Genomic DNA, 19004 nt, shown 5'->3' with positions numbered 1-19004 from the left:
GGGCGCTGTGAGCCGCCTGTGGTCTGCGATTTATCTAGAAAGCCCGCATGTGGTTTGAGCGGCGCGGGGCATCGCCAATGCGCCCTCCCGGGGGGAGGGTCGGGCGCGGCCCGGGCTGGTCGCCCGTGCCAATTTGGTTTGAAAAAGAGTCAAATCCATTTTCTATAGCTGACCACTCAACTTCAGGACCTCGATTGGGATGATTGAAGTATCTTCGGTTAAATCTGCCTCTCGATGGCTACTGCCACCTGTTGCGCAAATTCCAATAACTTTACCGTCTGCGTTTAGAGCAGGTCCTCCGCTGTTTCCGGAAACAATTCGCGCATTGGTCATTATTCGCCTGATCGCGGACGAAGTCCTAAAACCAACAGCGACTCCCGGAGAAATAAATGCACGATCACCCAGTCTAAAATTTGGAAACCCTGCAACAAGTAGGTGGTCGAAACGTTTTACATCGTCGCCACTTCCTATTGGTAGCCCCACGTCGGTGTTTTGATCAATTTCCAGGATTGCGAGATCGAAAAGCTCACTCTCGTAAGTCACTCTAGCAGGGCGGGTTTGGGAAGGGCTCTGAGGTTTGTGAACAGTTAAGTTGTCTCCTAGAACATGCCTGCAAGTGACAATTCTTTGGTCTGCCAAGGAGAAAGCCGTTCCGGTAGTTGGATCGAACTCGCCGTTTTCGTCAGTGGTGTTGGCGTTCACCACCCACAAGTTGGCTTCAATTTCTTCAATTTGATATGTGGGGGCTGGTGGAAGAGCCGAGTGAACTGCTTTGCTATTTAGCTCTTCAAGCCAAGGTACATGGTATTGGCTCAACCATTTGACCATCAAATTTGTAAGCGCGTCCCAGTCGGCGAGGTTTTCGTCCTTTTCTGCGACCAGAGTGAACTGCTCAGTTGTTGTCAGTTGGTTCTCATTTGCCAATGTGCTCGGTTCAAGGTGATCAAGATCGCGCACCTCATCTTGAGTGAGTATTCCGCCGGTAGGCAAAGTATTTGCAGGTCTGAACTTTACTCGAAGTACGAAATCTCTACCCCGGTCAAATATCGCTGTTTCGATAGGCTTATCCAGAATGGAATAAGGCAACAAATACGCCGCATATTGGTCGACTAGGTCTCGGCAAAAATTGACTAGCGCTACTCCAAGGTGAAATCCGAAAGAAGTAGCATCACCATCCCCCTCAGGCGGAAAAGGATGAGGGTTCCTCAAATATCCAACTCCTCCACGAACCGCGCGTTGGCCTGAATATACTCGAACCGCTTCTCGGGCTTTTTGCCCATCAGGCGCTCGACCAGATCGGCGGTTTCGCCGGGTTCGTCCTCATCAATCGTGACGCGGATCAGCTTGCGGCTGCCGGGGTCCATGGTGGTTTCTTTCAGGTCCTTGGCGTCCATCTCGCCCAGACCTTTAAACCGGCTGACGTCGATCTTGCCTTTGCCGCCCAGACCCTTGGCCAGCCATTCGTCGCGCTCTGCCTCGTCCAGACAATAGACGCGCTTGGCGCCTTGGGTCAGGCGGTACAGCGGCGGGCAGGCCAGATACAGGTGGCCCGCGTCGATCATCGGGCGCATCTGGGTGAAGAAGAAGGTCATCAGAAGCGAGGCGATGTGCGCCCCGTCGACATCCGCGTCGGTCATGATGATGATCTTGTCATAGCGCAGGTCATCAACGTTGAACTTGGTGCCAAGGCTGACGCCAAGGGCTTGGGTCAGGTCGTTGATCTCGGCGTTAGAGCCCAGCTTGGAAGAGGCCGCGCCAAGGACGTTCAGGATCTTGCCGCGCAGGGGCAGCAGGGCCTGTGTCTTGCGGTCGCGCGCCATCTTGGCAGAGCCGCCCGCCGAGTCGCCCTCGACAATAAACAGTTCGGTGCCGTCGCGGTTGGTGGCGGAACAGTCCACCAGCTTGCCCGGCAGGCGCAGCTTCTTGGTGGCGGATTTGCGTTGTGTCTCTTTTTCCTGCTTGCGGCGCAGGCGTTCTTCGGCGCGAAGGACAAGGAAATCAAGGATCGCGCCAGCCGATTTCGTATCGGCCGCCAGCCAGTTGTCAAAGTGGTCGCGCACGGATTGTTCGACCATCTTGGACGCGGCCTCGGTCGACAGGCGGTCCTTGGTCTGGCCCACAAAGGCCGGGTCGGCGATGAAGCAGCTGACCAGCGCGCAGCCCCCGGTCAGCAGGTCGTCGCGGGTGATCTGGGCAGCTTTCTTGTTGTTCGAAAGTTCGCCATACGCCTTGATCCCTTTCAGGATCGCGGCCCAGAAACCGGTGACATGGGTGCCGCCTTCGGGGGTGGGAACGGTGTTACAGTAGGACTGGATGAAGCCGTCGCGTGAAGGGGTCCAGTTGATCGCCCATTCGACATAGCCGGCCTCGTTGAACTTGTCGCGGAATTCGACTTTGCCGGCGAAGGGTTTCTCGGCATAGGTGCTGGCTTTGCCAAGGGTTTCCGACAGGTAGTCGGCCAGGCCGCCGGGGAAGTGGAAGACGGCCTCGACCGGGGTTTCGCCATCGTCGATTTCCGATTTCCAGCGGATTTCGACGCCCGAGAACAGATAGGCCTTGGACCGCGCCAGTGAGAACAGGCGCTTGGGTTTGAACCGGTGCTTTCCGAAGATTTGTTCGTCCGCGTGGAAGGTGACAGAGGTGCCGCGGCGGTTCGGGGCCGCACCCACCTTTTCGACGCCACCAAGCGGGATGCCGCGTGAGAAGCGTTGTTCGAACAGTTCCTTGTTCTTGGCCACTTGAACGACCAGCGAATCCGACAGGGCGTTCACAACCGACGAGCCCACGCCATGCAGGCCGCCCGAGGTCTGGTACGCCTTGCCCGAGAACTTACCACCCGCGTGCAGGGTACACAGGATGACCTCTAGCGCGGATTTGTCGGGGAACTTGGGGTGCGGATCGATCGGGATGCCGCGCCCGTTGTCTGTGACGGTGACGGAATAATCCGCGTGCAGCGTCACCTCGATCCGGTTGGCGTGGCCCGCAACGGCCTCGTCCATCGAGTTATCAAGGATCTCGGCGACCATGTGGTGCAGCGCGCGCTCATCCGTGCCGCCGATATACATGCCGGGACGTTGGCGGACGGGCTCTAGCCCCTCCAAAACTTCGATGGAAGAGGCGTCGTAAGACGGGTCTGCGGTTGCGGCCAGAAGATCGTCGACGGGCATGGGTGCTCGATTCTTGTTGGTTTTGTTGTTGCCAGTATTAGACCATCCCACCGCAGAGGGGGCAATATGTAGTGTTAGGTCAATCCGGGCGGCGGTGCCTTGCGAAAGCCCTAAAAGCTGTTAACCATTTCCCGACTGAAGCGGGCAGTAACGATCTGACGATGCGCAGCGAACTGATTATCTCGACCTATAACAACCCGAAGGCTCTGCGGTTGTGTCTGGTAGCATTGCGCAACCAGCTTCAACCGACAGATACGATTTGTATCGCGGATGACGGGTCCGGCCCGGAAACAGCCGAGGTTGTACAGGCCGAAGTCAGCCTACGACCCGAGGCCGGCATTCGCCACGTCTGGCATTCGGATACCGGCTTTCGGAAAGCCAAGATTTTGAACGACGCCATTGCAAGTTCAACGGCCGAATTCCTGATCTTCTTAGACGGCGATTGTATGGTTCATCCCGTGTTCCTTAAGCGCCATTTTGAACTCGCCCGCCCGGACAGGTTCAGCAGTGGTGGGTTTCTACGGTTACCTAAAGAGGCAAGCGAAAGTGTTACGGAAGACATGGTCGAAGAGGGGACAGTTTTTGCGCAGGACTGGTTGCAGAATGCTGGCGCGTTGAACCGATATTCGAACAAGTGGAAAGCAGGTGCAGGCATCCGGGCAAAACGCGCGTTGCTTGAGCATATCACCCCGGTACGCCGCTATTGGTGCGGTGGGAACTCTTCCGCGTTTCGCGATAAAATCATGGCTGTGAACGGGTTTGATACTCGGATCACCTATGGCGGCGGTGACAAAGAGTTTGGGGAACGCTTGTCTAACTCTGGTGTTCGCGGGCGCCACCTTCGGTTCACGGCGCCGATCCTGCATCTGTACCACGACCAGCCCTATAAAAGCCCGGCCGAGATCAAAGAGAACCGCAAGCACACGTTGCATTCGCGAAAATCCAAGTCCTGCTGGACCGATTTTGGCATTCGTGAACGAGAGGCCTCTGCCCGTTAATTGTGTGTTATGATCTGGCTTCGGCCATTGGCCTAATATCTACCGGAGGGGCGCATTGCTCAGGCCCGGAATCGAAATGGTTCCATTCGCGGAAATCGCGCCGCTTTCGAGGGAAGTCGACAATCCGTTGACGCCATAGGTATCGAAAACATAGCCCTGCCACTCTCCCGAAGAAATGACTTCTTTAGGAATCGCGGCAATTTTATTCTTGTCTAGTATTGTGGAAAATAGTGGGCCGCTTTCTGCACTCCAAGTATTTAAGATACCAGCGTCAAGGTATGTCAAATCGCCGCCTTCGGAAGTTTTAACAACAATGCCGCCAAACTCGCCGTTTCCTTTCAAGAAGACCTCTTGGATCGTGCCGTAGGCAGTACTGTCAGTCACGTTGGTCAGTTCCATGCCAGGAGCTAAAGCGCTGAAATCTTTATAAGAGTAGGTTACAAACGCGTATACATCGGAGTGTTTCGGACAGGTTCCAATGGCTTCCTCTACTTCATCAAGTGTGACTGTTCTGTAAATAATTTCACCGTCCTGCTCTCCGCATTCGCGGAAGTTACCGTCAGGCTGGGGGTAGGGCAGGAAATAACCGGCGAACTGGTCGTCGAAGTCGATGGATCGGTATAACTGAGCGCTGATGATGGTGTCGGCAGTGGTCGGAGTTGCCCAAAAGAGTGTCGAGATCCAGAAGGTAGCAAATCTATTCATCGTACAGATCCCAGTTTTCCATTGGTGAAAATGAGTTGCGCGTCCTCTTTTGGAACGCGAATGACCCATGGGTCGCCCTTTATAGGACGTCTAAGAATAAACGCGGTTTTGTCGTCCATGTAGATCAGCGCATCGCTGTGAAAGTTAAGCAACTGTTCGGCTGCAGCCGAACTGGTTTTCCTGAACGCGGTGTCAGATTTTTGGGGCACAACCATCACAGGCAATAGTCGGTTCACTCGCTCTTCGGCGACCGAGCTGCCGGCCATGTGAGCACCTAAGAAGACCAAGATAATAGTAGCTAGGAAGGCGACCGAAACCAAGACTATTGAGCTTTCGCCAAGACGAAAGCTCTCCCATTTGACAAGTCTGAGTGGGTTCAGTCCAAGTGCTACACAGGTGGTCAATAGGAATACTGGAAGCACAATAAAGGCCACTAAGTTTTCGAGAACGAAGCCGCGAAACATCTCGCCCAATGTCTTCACTACGAAAAACGCGCCGGAGTAAATTTCATTCTGTGGGATCGAAACTTCTGCAAGGTAGATATGATAGTACCCAAAGAATGCGAAATTGTAGATGTAACCGGCAAAATAGGGGATCGCAGTCAGAAGAACAGACACACTGAACAGGGTATCAAGTTTCATCGGGTGATCGCTTTCTCGGGGAAAAGGGCCCAATGCAATATGCGCGGAAGTTGAGGGGTTTTCAACTTAAAGATCAGACGTGTCTCACCTTTGCAGGAAATGCGGTGCGAGAAGTGTTCTATTATTTGACCCGTATCAAAGCGCTCCATCCTGCGCTGTGTTAGCCCCCCTTTGTTCATACAAAGGAGATAAGAATGCTGGAAACCGCGAACTCTGTGGCCGATGAGACACCCGTTGAAACGCCGGCAAAACCGGTTCGGACCGAGGGTTTCGAAAACGGCAAGTACCCCTATAGCAAGAAGATGTCCCGGTCCGAGTACGAGACCAAGAAAGCGCAGCTTCAGGCCGAATTGCTGAAGGTTCAGCTTTGGGCGCAGGAGACAGAGCAAAAGTTTGTCCTGTTGTTCGAAGGCCGGGACGCGGCCGGCAAAGGGGGAACGATCAAGCGGTATATGGAGCACCTCAACCCGCGCTCGGCCCGCGTTGTCGCGCTGAACAAGCCAACATGGGAAGAGAAAGGCCAGTGGTTCTTCCAGCGTTACATTCAGGAACTACCCACCACGGGCGAAATGGTCTTCTATGACCGGTCTTGGTACAACCGTGCCGGGGTCGAACGGGTCATGGGCTTCTGTTCGCCTCAGGAATACCTGGAGTTCATGCGCCAGACACCAGAGCTGGAACGGATGCTGGTACGTTCGGGCATCCAGCTGTACAAATTCTGGTTCTCGGTCACCCGTGAAGAGCAGCTGCGTCGCTTCAAGTCCCGTGAAAGCGATCCGCTGAAACAGTGGAAGCTCTCGCCGATCGACAAGGCCAGTTTGGACAAGTGGGATGACTACACCGAGGCGAAAGAGGCGATGTTCTTCTATACCGACACCGCCGATGCGCCTTGGACTATTATCAAGTCCGATGACAAGAAACGGGCGAGGATCAACTGCATGCAGCATTTCCTCGCGTCGATCGACTATCCTGGCAAAGATCTGGATATCGTCACCGGGCCTGATCCGTTGATCGTTGGCCATGCGGCGCATGTGATCCATAAGTCGGATCACATTCTGGGGAACTCCCTACACCCGGATATGCGCCGCGGCTAGCGGCCAAGCCCCGCCGATCACGGCGGGGTTGCTTTGACAATCCGGCTGCTTAGGTGTTTCCTGTCGTTGGAGAATTAGCAGCCGGATTGTCTTGATGCGCCAATATCTTTTAGCAGCCTGCGCGACCCTGATGGCGACACCCGTCGTCTCGCACCCGCATATCTTCATTGAATCGGGGGTTCAGGTACATTTTGACGATCAGGGTCAGATGACCTCGCTGACGATGAAATGGACCTATGACGAGCTGTTTAGCCTTGTCATCCTTGAAGATCGTGGCATGGACACAGACTATGACGGGGTCCTGACCGAGGACGAGCGCACAACTTTGGCCGGGTTCGACATGGACGACTGGCCGGAATGGTATGACGGTGACCTGTATGTCATGCTGGACGGGCAAAAACTGTTGATGGCGGCCCCGCGCGACTATGACCTTCATCTGGTGGACGGCAAGCTGATCACCACGCATACGCGCGATCTGGTGGCGCCTGTTGACCCCGCTGCCGACAATATCGTCGTGCAGATCTATGACGAGGGGTTCTATACCGCCTACGAGATCACTGAAGAAACCATCCTGCACAATGCGCCCGCAACCTGCACCGCAGTGACCTATGGCGCGGATCTGACCGCGGCCCAACTAGAGGTCAAGGCCGCCATGGCAGAGCTGAACGCAGACCAGACGCTGGAAGAGATGGGCTTTCCCAAGGTCGGTGCGGCCTTTTCTGACGAGGTGCGCATCTCATGCTAAGGCGGCTGTGGCCCGTGGCGCTGGTGCTGGTCGGGCTGGTGGCCGTCTGGGCGGTTGGCGGCTTTTCTCATCTATCGACTTGGGCTGCTGAAGGTCAAAGAGACTTCCAGAACGCCATGGCCCGCAGCCTGCGCGCGCTTCGGGGCGGGCAGCCGGGGGCCTTTGGGGCGCTGATGAGCGTGTGTTTTGCCTATGGGTTTTTCCACGCGGTGGGGCCGGGGCACGGCAAGGTGCTGATTGGCGGCTATGGTCTGGGAACGCGGCGCAAGATGGGGGCGCTGGCCGGGTTGGCGGTGGCCTCCAGCCTTGCGCAGGCGACGACGGCGGTGATCTTTGCCTATGGCGCAATCTGGACGCTGGAATGGACCCGCCAGCAGATCGTCGACACGACAGAGCGGATGATGGCGCCCTTGTCCTATACGTTGATCGCATGTGTCGGTTTGTGGTTGCTTATCAGGGGCTTGCGGCGTGGGTTTAAATCAGTTTCTCACGCGCACCACCCCCATGCGCACGACCACCATCACCACGATCACGGCGAGGGCGAGGTCTGCTCGGAATGCGGCCACAAACACGCGCCCACGGTCGAAGACTTGGACAAAATCCACAGCCTGCGCGACGCGTTGGTGCTTATCGGAGCGATTGCGATCCGTCCCTGTACCGGGGCGCTGTTCGTGTTGATCCTGACCTGGCAGATGGAGATCGCCTGGCAAGGCGTCGCGGGCGCCTATGCGATGGGGCTGGGCACGGCCTCTGTCACGGTGGGGATCGCCATTGGCGCCGTCTGGTTCCGCGACCGCGCCAGCCTGTCGGTGATGGACGCCGGCGTCGCCCGCCGCATCGGCGCGGGGCTAGAGGTTCTGGCCGGGCTGATCGTCATCGCCGTGGCCCTGCGCCTGTTGATGCCGTTTCTCTAGGTCAGCCGATGCGCATATTTCACGCTAACGTCTGCTCTGCGGACAAAGCGGACCCTCGTTGCATGCGCGGCCTGGAAAACAGGAGCAGGACCGTCCAATAGAGCTGTTGCTCCTGACGCGATGGCCATTTGGGAAAATCATACATACGCCGAAACACAATAGGCCGACCCGCTTGGGTCGGCCCAAGGGAACAAGGGGCTTAGAGGTTCGGAAAATAATCCTCACAATCCCCGTCGCGATATACATCCGCGGTGCAGCAATGAAGCCCACCGCCAAAAGCATATGCGTCGCGCAGATCGACTTCGACCACTTCCATGCCTAGCTTGTCCATCTGTTCGGCCTGATAGACTTCGGACTTTTCCACACAGACCGTTTTCGGGTCCAGCACCAGCACGTTCATCGACAGCCAGGTCGAGGAGTAGCACAACGGCGGCGGCGTGTTGTGGGCTGGCTGCGCCGCATCCAAGATCTCCCAGCCGTTTCTCTCGAACATGCCACGCTGCTCTTCGGGCAACCGCCGTTGCGGGTTGTTGAGAATCAGGCCGGGGCGCAGGGGGGTGAAGGTTGCGTCGATATGGATCGGATATGGATCACCCGGGAAGTTCACTGTGTGTACGCGGTGATCGGGAAAGTGACGCCGCAACCACTCAATCCCCTTGAGGTTGGTGGTAAACCCATGCTGCACCACAAGGTCACGGCCAAAGCGCAGCACGTCCGCCGCATCAAAAAGCGGTTCTTCCTCGGTTGTGACAAAAAATTTCTCTGCCGTCCATTGCAGGCGTTTTTCGACACCGATCTTGTCGCTGAGATAGTCGGGATGGTAGTCCGCATCGGTCAGGCGCGGCTTGGGCGCGGCCTCGTGGCGGAAATTGGGGTCTTCATCCCAATACTGCTGCATCAAAGGACGATAGTTTAGGTATTCGAACCAGCGACAGCGGTAAGACATCGTTGCTTCGAGAATCTCATGCCCGACGGTCAACAGCACATCGCGCGGGGGCATGCAGCCAAATTGACTATCGGTATGAAAATCCGGTGTGGTGGCCGGTTGAGAGTGATCAATGGATGTCGGGCGATCAACACGAACACCGCGTTTGCGCAACTGATCGGCGAAATTGTCGAGGAGTTCGTTGGCCCGGTCGATTGTTTCCTGAGGCCGTCGGCCCCATTGGCCGCGCATGTCGCTGTCTTCCGGAACTTTGGCTTCCAGCGCGGGTTCTTCGGGCGGAATGTGACAATCGTCTGCGCGGCCCACAATTACGTGGCGCAGTGTGTCCCATTCGTTCCAGCTTTTGACTTCGGTTTTATCCGGTGACCAGGCCATGGTTGCCTCCTTTTGCGAGGGAGACAAGGCAGGGCCTTCAATCTCCCGATTGAAAGTCCCGGCGTACAGGATCTGTGGTTTTACAATAACTAACCCCGGCGACGCCATCGTCAGAGTGCCTGACGGGGGCATAGCATTGCTTGCGGGTATTGGGAAGAAGGGGCTTCGAATATGGGTCGGTTTATTGACCTGAACTTGTGACGAGCGTCAGCTTGGTCCGCACCTTACCCGTTCAATCCGTTACGGTCGAAGTCAGTTTTAACATTCTGATGGCATCGACGGTTCGCCCGCCGCATCGGCGCGGGGCTAGAGGTGCTGGCCGGGCTGATCGTCATCGCCGTGGCCCTGCGGTTGTTGATGCCGTTTCTCTAGGTCAGCCGATGCGCATATTTCACGCTAACGTCTGCTATGCGGACAAAGCAACCCATGGCCTTGCGGAAACAAAGGTCTGCTCCGAAATGAGGCGTCAACGGACGGTCGCAACACATCGGCAAGCGTCACTGCCGGTGTTTCGTGGCGCAAGGTATTTCACGGTCGCACGTTAAGCGGCTTTCTCATCAAGACGAATGGTCCTTCCGGGTATGATTGCAATTCCACCACTTCATAGCCAAGAGCCGCATAAAACTCTCGCGCTGTTAGTGAGGAATGAAGCATTATCACCGGGATTGCTTTCTGTCGCGCTTCTTCTTCAATTCTTGCAGTCAGCGCTTTGCCTAGCCCTTGCCCCTGAAACGAAGGGTCCACGAACAATGATCGCAGAAAGTTACCTTTCAGCCCTACCGTTCCAACAAGATTGGCACCCCCGAAACACAACAAAATAGCCTCATTTTCGATTCTTTCGGTTAGCGGCTTCGGTTCAAAAATCGCGCACAGCATATCAATTGATTTTTGATCATAGTCGTTGGCATTTGAAACGCGAATTGTGCGCTGGATCAGCCCGCTGAGCGGAACCACATCGGCAACGGTGGCCTTTCGGAATTTGAGCGACTTCATCACGCCTATCGTATTCCGGGACATGCGACATCGACAAGTTCGCAATGATGGCGAATTGCCAGACGTCTTTGGACAGCTCTTTGTCTTTCACAAAGGAGGCGGAATTATAGTCCTCATAGCGTGTCCTGCCGGCTATCGGATCAGATGACGCCATCACGATTGCGGAGGTTCATGCGCAGCGCAGCATTTGTCACATTGGGCTCTTAACTGACATTCGTTCAATTGACCTTTCAGCAGCAAGACTTGTCTTTGTTGTCCTGACAAAAAAGTTGCAATCACCGCGCGGAAAGTGTCTGTGGTGGGTCTCGCAAGTGAGATGTCGATGACCCACCATTTAAGTTTCAAAGATCATACCAAGGCCGTTCTGCTGCTTGGCTTGCCGCTTGCGGGAAGCCATCTGGCGCAGTTTTCGGTCAATGTGGTCGATGTGATCATGATGGGCTGGTACGGCGTTGACGAACTTGCCGCCGTGGTGTTGGCCGGGACGGTCTATTTCCTTGTGTTCCTGATGGGCGGAGGCTTTGCCAATGCGGTGATGCCGATGGTGGCCGAAGCCGCCTCGGCCGGGGATATCACGCAGGCCCGTCGTGCGGCGCGGATGGGGCTGTGGGTGGTCACGGGGTACTGCATTCTTGTGTTGCCCCTGTTCCTGCTGGCAGAGCCGATCTTGCAGGCTTTGGGGCAAAAACCTGAACTGGCGATGCTGGCGGCGCAATATCTGGTGATCATGGGGTTCCAGCTGTTTCCAGCCATGTGGATCATGGTGCTGAAGGGCTTTCTGTCGGCGGTCGAACATGCCCGCGCCATTCTGTTGCTGACAATTGCCACTGCGGCGCTGAACGCGGCGCTGAACTACGTCCTGATTTTCGGTCACTTCGGCGCGCCAGAGCTTGGCATCAAAGGCTGTGCGCTGGCCTCTCTGATCGCGAACCTGATCGGGTTTGCCGCGATGATGGTTTACGCGATGTGGCCCAAGGACCTGCGGCCATACGCGATTTTCGCGCGGATCTGGCGGCCCGACTGGCCCGCAATCTGGAGCGTGTTCAGCCTTGGCCTGCCGATCGGCCTGACCATGCTGGCCGAGGTCGGTCTGTTTTCCGCTGCGGGCTTCATGTTCGGCTGGATCGGGGTACAGGATCTGGCGGCGCACGGGATCGCGCTGCAAATCGCCTCGGCCACGTTCCTGTTCCATCTGGGCCTGTCCAACGCCGCCACCGTGCGGGCAGGCAGGGCGGTGGGCACCGGCGATCGTCAGGGCCTGCGCGATGGGGCGCTGGCGGTGACGGTCTTGTCAGTGGCCCTGTCCGTTTTGGCTGCCGTGGTGTTCATCACCACGCCAGAGCCCTTCGTCGGCCTGTTCCTTGACCCCGACGACCCAGAGCGTGACGCGATCATCCTGATCGGCGCGGGGCTGCTGATGCTGGCGGGTGTGTTCCAGATCGTGGATGCAGGCCAGGTTATCGCGATGGGGCTGTTACGCGGGATCAAGGATACGAAGGTCCCGATGCTGATCGCAGCCTTCAGCTATTGGGGTGTGGGCCTGCCAGCCAGCTATGTGCTGGGCTTCCCGATGGGGCTTGGCGGGGCTGGCATCTGGTGGGGGCTGGTGATCGGGCTGGCCGTGGCTGCCGTACTGATGTCGTGGCGGTTCTGGGGCGTGAAACTGCGTGAAGAGCGCGCGGTTCAGGTCTGATCCAGCCGGTCGGCCTTTTTCTTTACCAGCGTGCTGCGCAGATCGTGCATCGCCATCATCAGGGCATCGGTGATCTCTTCCAGCTCTTCATCGCTGGCCTTGGATTGCGCCCACTGGGTGGTCTGGTTCAGGTGATCGACCGTACGCAGAACCTCGTCCATCGCGCGGGATTTCAGCAGGTTTTGGCGCGTTGCGATCCAATCTTCAATCTGCGCGCGCTCGTCATCCGTCAACGTGCGCCCGTTGTGGACCTTGATCTCACCATTGCGATGGTTGGCGATGGCGATCTGGTCCATCTCGATCCGGCGAAACCGGTTCTCGGTGTCGACCCGGAACACGGCAGCGCCGTTGTCGCGGATTCGGAAATAGAGCTTGGGTAGGGAGGTCATGCGCACAAACCTTGCCAGCGTTCAATTCAGACGCCGGCACCCTAGGTCGAGGAGGCGAAACTGTCAAAAGCAGAAGCCCGCCGCCTTTGCTCAATCAGTTGTCCGCTGGATACGCTTGTTCGGGCGTCACCGCATAGGTCCATTCCAGCCCGGCATTCTTCCAGCCATTTACCACGCGATGCCCTTTTTCGGGTCCGTCCTTGGCCTTATCTCCTTCAAAGCCGTCCACGATCGAATAGACATTCGTGAAGCCTAGATCATAAATCATGTCCGCAGCCCTCGCGCTGCGCGACCCAGAGCGGCAAATGATTAGGATAGGTTTCTCGTCGGGAAGTTGATTGGCCTCGGCGTAATCAAGGAAATCAAACTCGAAGTTTGAATTCTGGACCATGTTGTAGGTCTTCTTACCCGCATTATAACTGGCCTCTTCTGGCATGATCATGAATGGAATATGCGTGTTCATGCGGGAAGGATGTCCCACAAATATCAGTTCTGGTCGGCTTCGCACGTCCAGCAGCAACACGTTGTCGTCTTTCAGCATGTCAAAGGCTTCTTCCGAAGTCAGGTAGAGTCCGGCCTTTGTTTTCTTGCTGTCAGGTAGGTCACCGAAATCACTAGAAATACCGGGCACAGCAATCGCCGAGGCTAATAATGCCCCGACGAGCGTCAATGAAATACGCATGGGGTCTCTCCGATAATAAATGGATTCTAGGTAACAGGAAACTGGGAATACCTAGTGACACTATACGCTTTTTTTACAATTTTGACAAAATTTACGTGTCTCTACCAAAGAGAGTTCTAACGGCTGTCATGTTTCCTAGACTATGCATCGTTAGGTGAATTTCTTGTATTGATTGAGCCACGTTTTGCGGCGTGGCTCTGGTTCAATGGATCGGTTTCCGCGCCACGATATAGCGCGACGGCGGCGACTTCCCGGCGTCGTTGCCGCTTTCGATGATCTCGAACCCGGCAGCGGTCATCATCTCATCCAGCCGTCTTTGGCTGATGAACTGGACTTTGGGCCATTTCCCCAACGCGTGCATGACGGCACCGGGAAGGCGCAGCAGGCCGAAAAGCCCCTCTAGGCAAGGTGTCTTCGAGATGAATAGACCACCGGGGGCAACCATGCGATAGCATTCGTCAATCGCCTGTTTCGGATTGTCGGTCAGGTGCAAAAGGTTCAGCGCCAGTACCGCGTCATAGTTGTCGCCAAGGGCCGGGTCACCGACGCCGGCCACGATGTTGTCGATGTTCTCGACGCCTTCGGCCTGCGCCTTTTCGCGACCGATCTGCACCATCTCGGGCGAGATATCGGTGGCCGTAATATGCCCGACCCCCGGCGCCAAAAGCAAAGCGGTCGAGGCCGACCCGCAGCCCAGTTCCAACACGCGGTCGGTCTCGCGCAGATAAGATTTCGTGCGGCCCAGAGTATACTCGTAGGCGTCCATGTTACTGATCGGCCGCGCGGCGTATTTGCGTGCGATGCGATCCCAGAAAGCTGCGTCTGCCATGATGTGTCTCCTTTTCGAGATCAAACATAATTGCAGGGTAGTTCGTTGAGAATTGCATAAATTCGCATTTCTATTATACGTATTTGCATGAATTGGCAGTCGATCCGTTTTGATTGGAACCAGGTGCGCGCCTTTCTGGTGACCGCGGAAGAGGGCACCTTGTCCGCCGCCGCCCGCGCCCTTGGCCTGACGCAGCCGACGCTGGGCCGGCAGGTCACTGCGTTGGAAGAAGAGCTTGGCGTTGCGCTGTTCGAACGCGACGGGCGGTCGCTGATCCTGACGCCTGCCGGGCTGGAACTGTTGGAACATGTCCGCGTGATGGGCGAGGCTGCGCAGCAGGTCTCTTTGTCGGCCACCGGTCAGTCGCAATCCATCGCCGGGCCCGTGCGTGTCAGTGCGGGCGATGCCATGTCTGCCTATGTCCTGCCCAAGATCATCGACGATCTGCACCGCAAGGCGCCTGCGGTTCGGATCGAGCTGATCGCCTCGAACCAGATCAGCGACCTGCGGCGGCGCGAGGCTGATATCGCGATCCGACACGTGCGCCCCACGGACCCGGCGCTTTATGCCCGGCTGATCCGCGAAAGCGATGCGCATCTTTATGCCTCACCCGACTATGTCCGGCGCGGTCCGATGCCGAAATCCCTGACCGATCCGGGGCAGGCGCGGTTCATCGGAATGGACCCGCTGGCCCGTATGATCGACTTCTTTCGCCAGAACGGGCTGATGGTTGAAGACCGCAACTTTGCCTTCCTGACCGACAGCTCTGTCGCCGCGTGGGAAATGGCCCGGCAAGGGCTGGGCATCTGCGTCATGGGGGAGGAAATCGCCTCGGTCACGCCGGGTATGGTGCGGGTCCTGCCGGACTTTCTGCCGATCCGCGTGCAGATGTGGCTGACCACCCATCGCGAGTTGCACACCAGCCGTCGCATCCGCCTTGTCTTCGACCATCTGGCAGAGGCGCTAGGGGGCAAGATCGGCTGAATGTTTGGGCATTGGTGATCCCGTGCTAGGCTGGCCCGAACCGGTGGCGCCGCTGTGCGCCAGCCACTTAAGAAAGAAGACCACGTCGCAAGGGGGGCGCATGATCCACATCGACTTTCTAAGTTCAATCTACCCGCTTTCCGCTGCGAAAGTGGTGGATATCGGGGCCGGTGACGGAACTTATGCGCGGGAACTGGCGCGGGCAGGGGCTCAAGTGACCGCGATTGAAATCGACGAGGTAAAACTGGAACAGCTACAGGCCAACAGCCACCCGAACATGCAGGCCATGCTAGGCCGGGCCGAGGCGATACCCTTGGCCGATGGCTCTCAGGATCTGGCCTGCATGTTCTTTTCGCTGCACCACGTTCCGGAAGAAGTACAAGAGGCCGCGCTGCGTGAAATCACCCGCGTCGTCAAACCGGGTGGCCGTCTGCATATTGTAGAGCCGTTCCCCTATGGCTCTATGTTTGATGTGGTTCGCATGATCGAGGAAGAAACCAAGGTGCGCAGGCGGTCCCATGCCTTGATGCGGGATCTGGCACAGCGCGATGGCTTCCAATTGCTGGAACACAAAGACTATGTGCTGACGCGGGTCTTTGATGATTTCGACGCGCTGCTGACCAAGATCGTCTACAGCGATCAGAAACGCAGCAATGCCTTGCCCGATGTTCGCGAAGAAATGCAGCAGGTCTTTGATCTGGTGGGGGAAACGACACCAGAAGGGCGGGCGTTCCATCAACCCTGCGCGGCCTATCACTTTGCCCTGAACGCGGCGGGCTAGGGTGCACGGCACGTTCTAAAGCGGATGCGACTGGGCGACCTTGTTGACCAGATCCTTGTTGAACTGCGCCGACAAAGCGACGTGCAGTTTGGGTGAACGGTCAATCAGCTTCTTCAGGGTCGCGCTGTTCCATTTCAGGTACCGCGCCCCGGGGCCGACCGACACGCTGGCAGAGGCGGGCTGGCCGGTCAGAAAGGCGATCTCTCCGATGAACAGCTGGCCGTGGATTTCGGTCTCTTGCTCTCCCTTGCGGATCCTCACCGGCCCCTCGATGACAAAGAACAGGTCATCAGGTGTGGTCCCGGATTGGGTCAGCGCCTGTTCGCCTCTCGGTTCCACCGCGCGTCCTGCCCGCAGAAGCCTGCGAAACTGGCCCGGCGACAGCATTGGAAACAGCCGGTACAGCTCTGCCGTTTCCCGCGCCATCGAAAAGGTCGTGCGCTCGACAACGACCACGCAGATCATGATCAGGTTGACCAGCGCAAGCGCGCCGTTGGTAAGCAGGGCGTCCCACAGGGGTTCGTCCGCGACCCAGAAGTAATACAGTAAGTACATTGCGCTTGCCGACAGCATCAAAAGCCGCAACCGCAATTCATCCCGGGCCAGAAAGCCAAACAGGTCGAGAGCAAAGGCCACATACACCAATGTGGCAACCGAGAGCCCGGTAAACCAATCCATCAAAACGTCCCCTCCCCGGAACCAAACTAATCACTATCGGCCAAAGCTAACGCAAATGACGGGTTCAGGCGACAAAATCAGGGATATTTGCAGTGTGTTTAGGTGAAACGAACACTGTACATCGTACCGCAACCGCGCTAAACGCGGCGCTTGTTTGCTCTGAACCAGCGGTTTTGTGGCCCGAAGATCGGCCCGGCGGTTTGCAAGAGCGCCCTTGGCATAAAGAAGACCACCCGTGAAACAGACCCTCGCCGCCGCGCTTGAAGAGCGTGGATATGACACACTGACCCCTGTCCAGCAGCTGGTCATCGACCCCGATCTGACGGGGCAGGACCTGCTGGTCTCGGCGCAAACCGGGTCGGGCAAAACGCTTGGGTTCGGTCTGGCGATCGCGCCGACCATCTTGGGGGATGCCGATCACTTCGAACAGGCGGCCGCGCCCCTTGCGCTGGTCATCGCGCCCACGCGCGAACTGGCCCTGCAAGTGAAACGGGAACTGGGCTGGCTTTACGCCAAGGCCGGAGCTTTTGTTGCCTCCTGCGTGGGCGGCATGGACATGCGCGACGAACGCCGCGCGCTGGCCCGTGGTGCGCATATCGTTGTCGCCACGCCGGGTCGTCTGCGCGACCACATCATGCGTGGTTCCATTGACTTGGAAAACATCCGCGCCGTGGTGCTGGACGAGGCCGACGAGATGCTGGATCTGGGCTTCCGCGAAGATCTGGAATTCATTCTAAGTGAATCCCCCGAAGACCGTCAGACCCTGATGTTCTCGGCCACGGTCCCGAAATCCATCGCGACACTGGCGCAGAACTATCAGCGTGACGCCCAACGCATCGTTGCCAAATCCGAAGCCAAGCAGCACGCCGATATCGAATACCGCGCGATGATGGTTTCTGACCGCGATGTCGAAAAAGCCGTCATCAACACCCTGCGCTTTTACGAGGCCCCCAACGCCATCGTATTCGCCAATACCCGCGCGACCGTGAACCGCCTGACCACCCGCCTGTCGAACCGGGGTTTTCAGGTTGTGGCCCTGTCGGGCGAGTTGTCCCAGGCCGAACGCTCGCACGCGCTGCAAGCCATGCGCGACGGCCGGGCGCAGGTCTGTGTGGCCACCGATGTGGCCGCGCGCGGGATCGACCTTCCCAACCTTGATCTGGTGGTTCACGCCGAACTGCCGGGCAGCCACGAAACGCTGCTGCACCGTTCGGGCCGTACCGGTCGGGCAGGGCGCAAGGGCGTCAGCGCTCTGATCGTCACGAATAAATCCCGCCGCAAGGCCGACCGTATTCTGGGCATGGCCAAGGTTCGGGCCGAATGGGGCAACCCGCCCTCTGCCGAAGAGGTCGCTGCCCGCGACGAAGAGCGGATGCTGGCCCACCCCGACTGGACCACACCCGCGACAGAGGCGGAACAGCCCCAGATCGACAAACTGACAGAGGCATTTACCCCCGAACAGATCGCCGCTGCCTACCTGCGTCTGCGCGGCACGATCCGCTCGGCCCCCGAAGAAATCTCTGCCGCGCCCGAGCGTGGCGAACGTGACCGCCCGCGTCCGCGCGAAGAGTTCGGCAAAAGCGTGTGGTTCTCGATCTCCGGTGGCCGCGATGCGGGGGCTGAACCCCGCCGCCTGCTGCCAGCGATCTGTAAGGCAGGTGATCTGACCAAGGACGACATCGGCGCGATCCGCATTCGTCAAGACATGTCCTATGTCCAGATTCTGGAAACCAGCGTGCCGACCTTCCTTGCCGCCTTGGGTGGCGACATGCGTATCGAAGGCAAGGGCGAGGTCACCCAACTGGCCGAGGCCCCCGACCTGCCGCCGGAAGATAACCGCCCCAAGCGGTTCGGCAACAAGCCGGGCTTCAAGAAAGACGGGCCGCGCGACGGCTATAAAGGCAAACGCCGCGACGATGATCGTGGGCCGAAGGGCAAGCCGAAATGGGACAGCGACAGCGCCAAAGCGCCGCGCAAACCCAAACGCGACGACGCCCCCAAGCGCGACTGGAAAGACGACGCCCCGAAGAAGAAATGGGACAGTGACGCCCCGGCCAAGAAACCCAAGGCCAAGTGGGACAGCGACAAACCCGCCCGTAAGCAAAAACACAAAGGCCAGCGCGATCCCGAAATCGCCGCCGGTGTGTCAGAGCGTAAGGGCAAATACGGTGCCAAAGACGGCTCTGAGGCCCCGCGCCGCCGCGGCCCAGACGCCGCCCCCGGCCGCAGCAAGCCCAAAGGCCCGCCGCCGCCCAAGGGCAAGCCCAACAGCAAGAAAAACAAGGCCCGCGCCATGGCCGCCGCGAAAGAGCGTCAGGACGCGAAGCGGAAGCGCCGCTAAGCGCCTGTGCTGGCCTTAAAGACTCAGACAGGTTGCCGGTGACCGGCAA

At 57.8% G+C, this 19004-nt stretch carries 18 protein-coding genes; 8 read left to right on the top strand and 10 right to left on the bottom strand.

The features are described 5' to 3' along the window. Window positions 1–162: 162 nt before the first annotated feature. Together CLM58_RS15280 and parE are read right to left on the bottom strand one after the other, a co-directional pair. The gene (locus CLM58_RS15280; RefSeq protein ID WP_143226589.1) at window positions 163–1086 is read right to left on the bottom strand and encodes a S1 family peptidase; all 924 of its coding nucleotides are present in this window, start codon (window positions 1084–1086) and stop codon (window positions 163–165) included. A 119-nt stretch (window positions 1087–1205) separates the two neighbouring features. Then, a complete protein-coding gene (parE, locus tag CLM58_RS15275) occupies window positions 1206–3167 on the bottom strand; it encodes a DNA topoisomerase IV subunit B (RefSeq protein ID WP_095596729.1) in 1962 nt (653 codons plus the stop codon). 161 nt (window positions 3168–3328) lie between these two features. Here parE and CLM58_RS15270 point away from each other — a divergent pair, with 161 nt between their 5' ends. Beyond that, window positions 3329–4165, top strand: a complete 837-nt coding sequence (locus tag CLM58_RS15270; RefSeq protein WP_095596728.1) for a glycosyltransferase — start codon at window positions 3329–3331, stop codon at window positions 4163–4165. Between the two features lie 39 nt (window positions 4166–4204). Here the strand turns inward: CLM58_RS15270 and CLM58_RS15265 are convergent, their stop codons facing one another. Continuing rightward, window positions 4205–4870, bottom strand: a complete 666-nt coding sequence (locus tag CLM58_RS15265; protein ID WP_095596727.1) for a hypothetical protein — start codon at window positions 4868–4870, stop codon at window positions 4205–4207. Beyond that, on the bottom strand, window positions 4867–5511 hold the full coding sequence (locus CLM58_RS15260; protein ID WP_095596726.1) for a hypothetical protein: 645 nt from the start codon (window positions 5509–5511) through the stop codon (window positions 4867–4869). The genes CLM58_RS15265 and CLM58_RS15260 overlap by 4 nt, the downstream gene beginning before the upstream one ends. Before the next feature lie 194 nt (window positions 5512–5705). Here CLM58_RS15260 and ppk2 point away from each other — a divergent pair, with 194 nt between their 5' ends. The 3 genes from ppk2 (at window position 5706) to CLM58_RS15240 (ending at window position 8264) form a co-directional block, all read left to right on the top strand. Next, on the top strand, window positions 5706–6605 hold the full coding sequence (gene ppk2 / locus CLM58_RS15250) for a polyphosphate kinase 2 (protein ID WP_095596724.1): 900 nt from the start codon (window positions 5706–5708) through the stop codon (window positions 6603–6605). A gap of 94 nt (window positions 6606–6699) precedes the next feature. Continuing rightward, window positions 6700–7350 (top strand): DUF1007 family protein, encoded by a 651-nt coding sequence (locus tag CLM58_RS15245; RefSeq protein ID WP_095596723.1) that lies wholly within the window; start codon window positions 6700–6702, stop codon window positions 7348–7350. Beyond that, window positions 7344–8264, top strand: a complete 921-nt coding sequence (locus tag CLM58_RS15240) for a nickel/cobalt transporter (protein WP_095596722.1) — start codon at window positions 7344–7346, stop codon at window positions 8262–8264. The genes CLM58_RS15245 and CLM58_RS15240 overlap by 7 nt, the downstream gene beginning before the upstream one ends. A 199-nt stretch (window positions 8265–8463) precedes the next feature. Here the strand turns inward: CLM58_RS15240 and CLM58_RS15235 are convergent, their stop codons facing one another. Both CLM58_RS15235 and CLM58_RS15230 read right to left on the bottom strand, forming a co-directional pair. After that, the gene (locus tag CLM58_RS15235) at window positions 8464–9585 is read right to left on the bottom strand and encodes a serine/threonine protein kinase (protein ID WP_095597146.1); all 1122 of its coding nucleotides are present in this window, start codon (window positions 9583–9585) and stop codon (window positions 8464–8466) included. Window positions 9586–10113: 528 nt separating this feature from the next. Next, a complete protein-coding gene (locus CLM58_RS15230; RefSeq protein ID WP_229666085.1) occupies window positions 10114–10578 on the bottom strand; it encodes a GNAT family N-acetyltransferase in 465 nt (154 codons plus the stop codon). 322 nt (window positions 10579–10900) lie between these two features. Here CLM58_RS15230 and CLM58_RS15225 point away from each other — a divergent pair, with 322 nt between their 5' ends. After that, the gene (locus CLM58_RS15225; protein ID WP_095597144.1) at window positions 10901–12271 is read left to right on the top strand and encodes an MATE family efflux transporter; all 1371 of its coding nucleotides are present in this window, start codon (window positions 10901–10903) and stop codon (window positions 12269–12271) included. Here CLM58_RS15225 and CLM58_RS15220 read toward each other — a convergent pair. From CLM58_RS15220 to CLM58_RS15210, 3 genes are all read right to left on the bottom strand, one after another. After that, window positions 12262–12660, bottom strand: coding sequence for a hypothetical protein (locus tag CLM58_RS15220; protein WP_095596721.1), 399 nt, complete (start codon window positions 12658–12660; stop codon window positions 12262–12264). The two genes, CLM58_RS15225 and CLM58_RS15220, sit on opposite strands and share 10 nt — an antisense overlap. Window positions 12661–12754: 94 nt before the next feature. Beyond that, on the bottom strand, window positions 12755–13342 hold the full coding sequence (locus CLM58_RS15215; protein ID WP_095596720.1) for a rhodanese-like domain-containing protein: 588 nt from the start codon (window positions 13340–13342) through the stop codon (window positions 12755–12757). 202 nt (window positions 13343–13544) lie between these two features. Continuing rightward, window positions 13545–14171 (bottom strand): class I SAM-dependent methyltransferase, encoded by a 627-nt coding sequence (locus CLM58_RS15210; protein ID WP_095596719.1) that lies wholly within the window; start codon window positions 14169–14171, stop codon window positions 13545–13547. An 87-nt stretch (window positions 14172–14258) separates the two neighbouring features. Between CLM58_RS15210 and CLM58_RS15205 the strand changes: the two genes are divergently transcribed. Together CLM58_RS15205 and CLM58_RS15200 are read left to right on the top strand one after the other, a co-directional pair. After that, window positions 14259–15155, top strand: coding sequence for a LysR family transcriptional regulator (locus CLM58_RS15205; protein WP_095596718.1), 897 nt, complete (start codon window positions 14259–14261; stop codon window positions 15153–15155). A 100-nt stretch (window positions 15156–15255) separates the two neighbouring features. Continuing rightward, window positions 15256–15936, top strand: coding sequence for a class I SAM-dependent methyltransferase (locus CLM58_RS15200; protein ID WP_095596717.1), 681 nt, complete (start codon window positions 15256–15258; stop codon window positions 15934–15936). A 15-nt stretch (window positions 15937–15951) separates the two neighbouring features. Here the strand turns inward: CLM58_RS15200 and CLM58_RS15195 are convergent, their stop codons facing one another. Next, window positions 15952–16614, bottom strand: coding sequence for a cyclic nucleotide-binding domain-containing protein (locus CLM58_RS15195; protein WP_095596716.1), 663 nt, complete (start codon window positions 16612–16614; stop codon window positions 15952–15954). A 235-nt stretch (window positions 16615–16849) separates the two neighbouring features. On the opposite strand from CLM58_RS15195, the gene CLM58_RS15190 reads away from it, so the two are divergent. Then, window positions 16850–18955: a DEAD/DEAH box helicase gene (locus tag CLM58_RS15190; protein ID WP_095596715.1), complete on the top strand. Its 2106-nt coding sequence runs from the start codon at window positions 16850–16852 to the stop codon at window positions 18953–18955. Window positions 18956–19004 lie beyond the last annotated feature (49 nt).

It is taken from the genome of Actibacterium pelagium, assembly GCF_002285415.1.
Taxonomy (GTDB): Bacteria; Pseudomonadota; Alphaproteobacteria; order Rhodobacterales; family Rhodobacteraceae; genus Actibacterium_B; species Actibacterium_B pelagium.
Note: the sequence above shows the minus strand (reverse complement) of the source record. Positions and strands in the feature narration are given on the sequence as shown.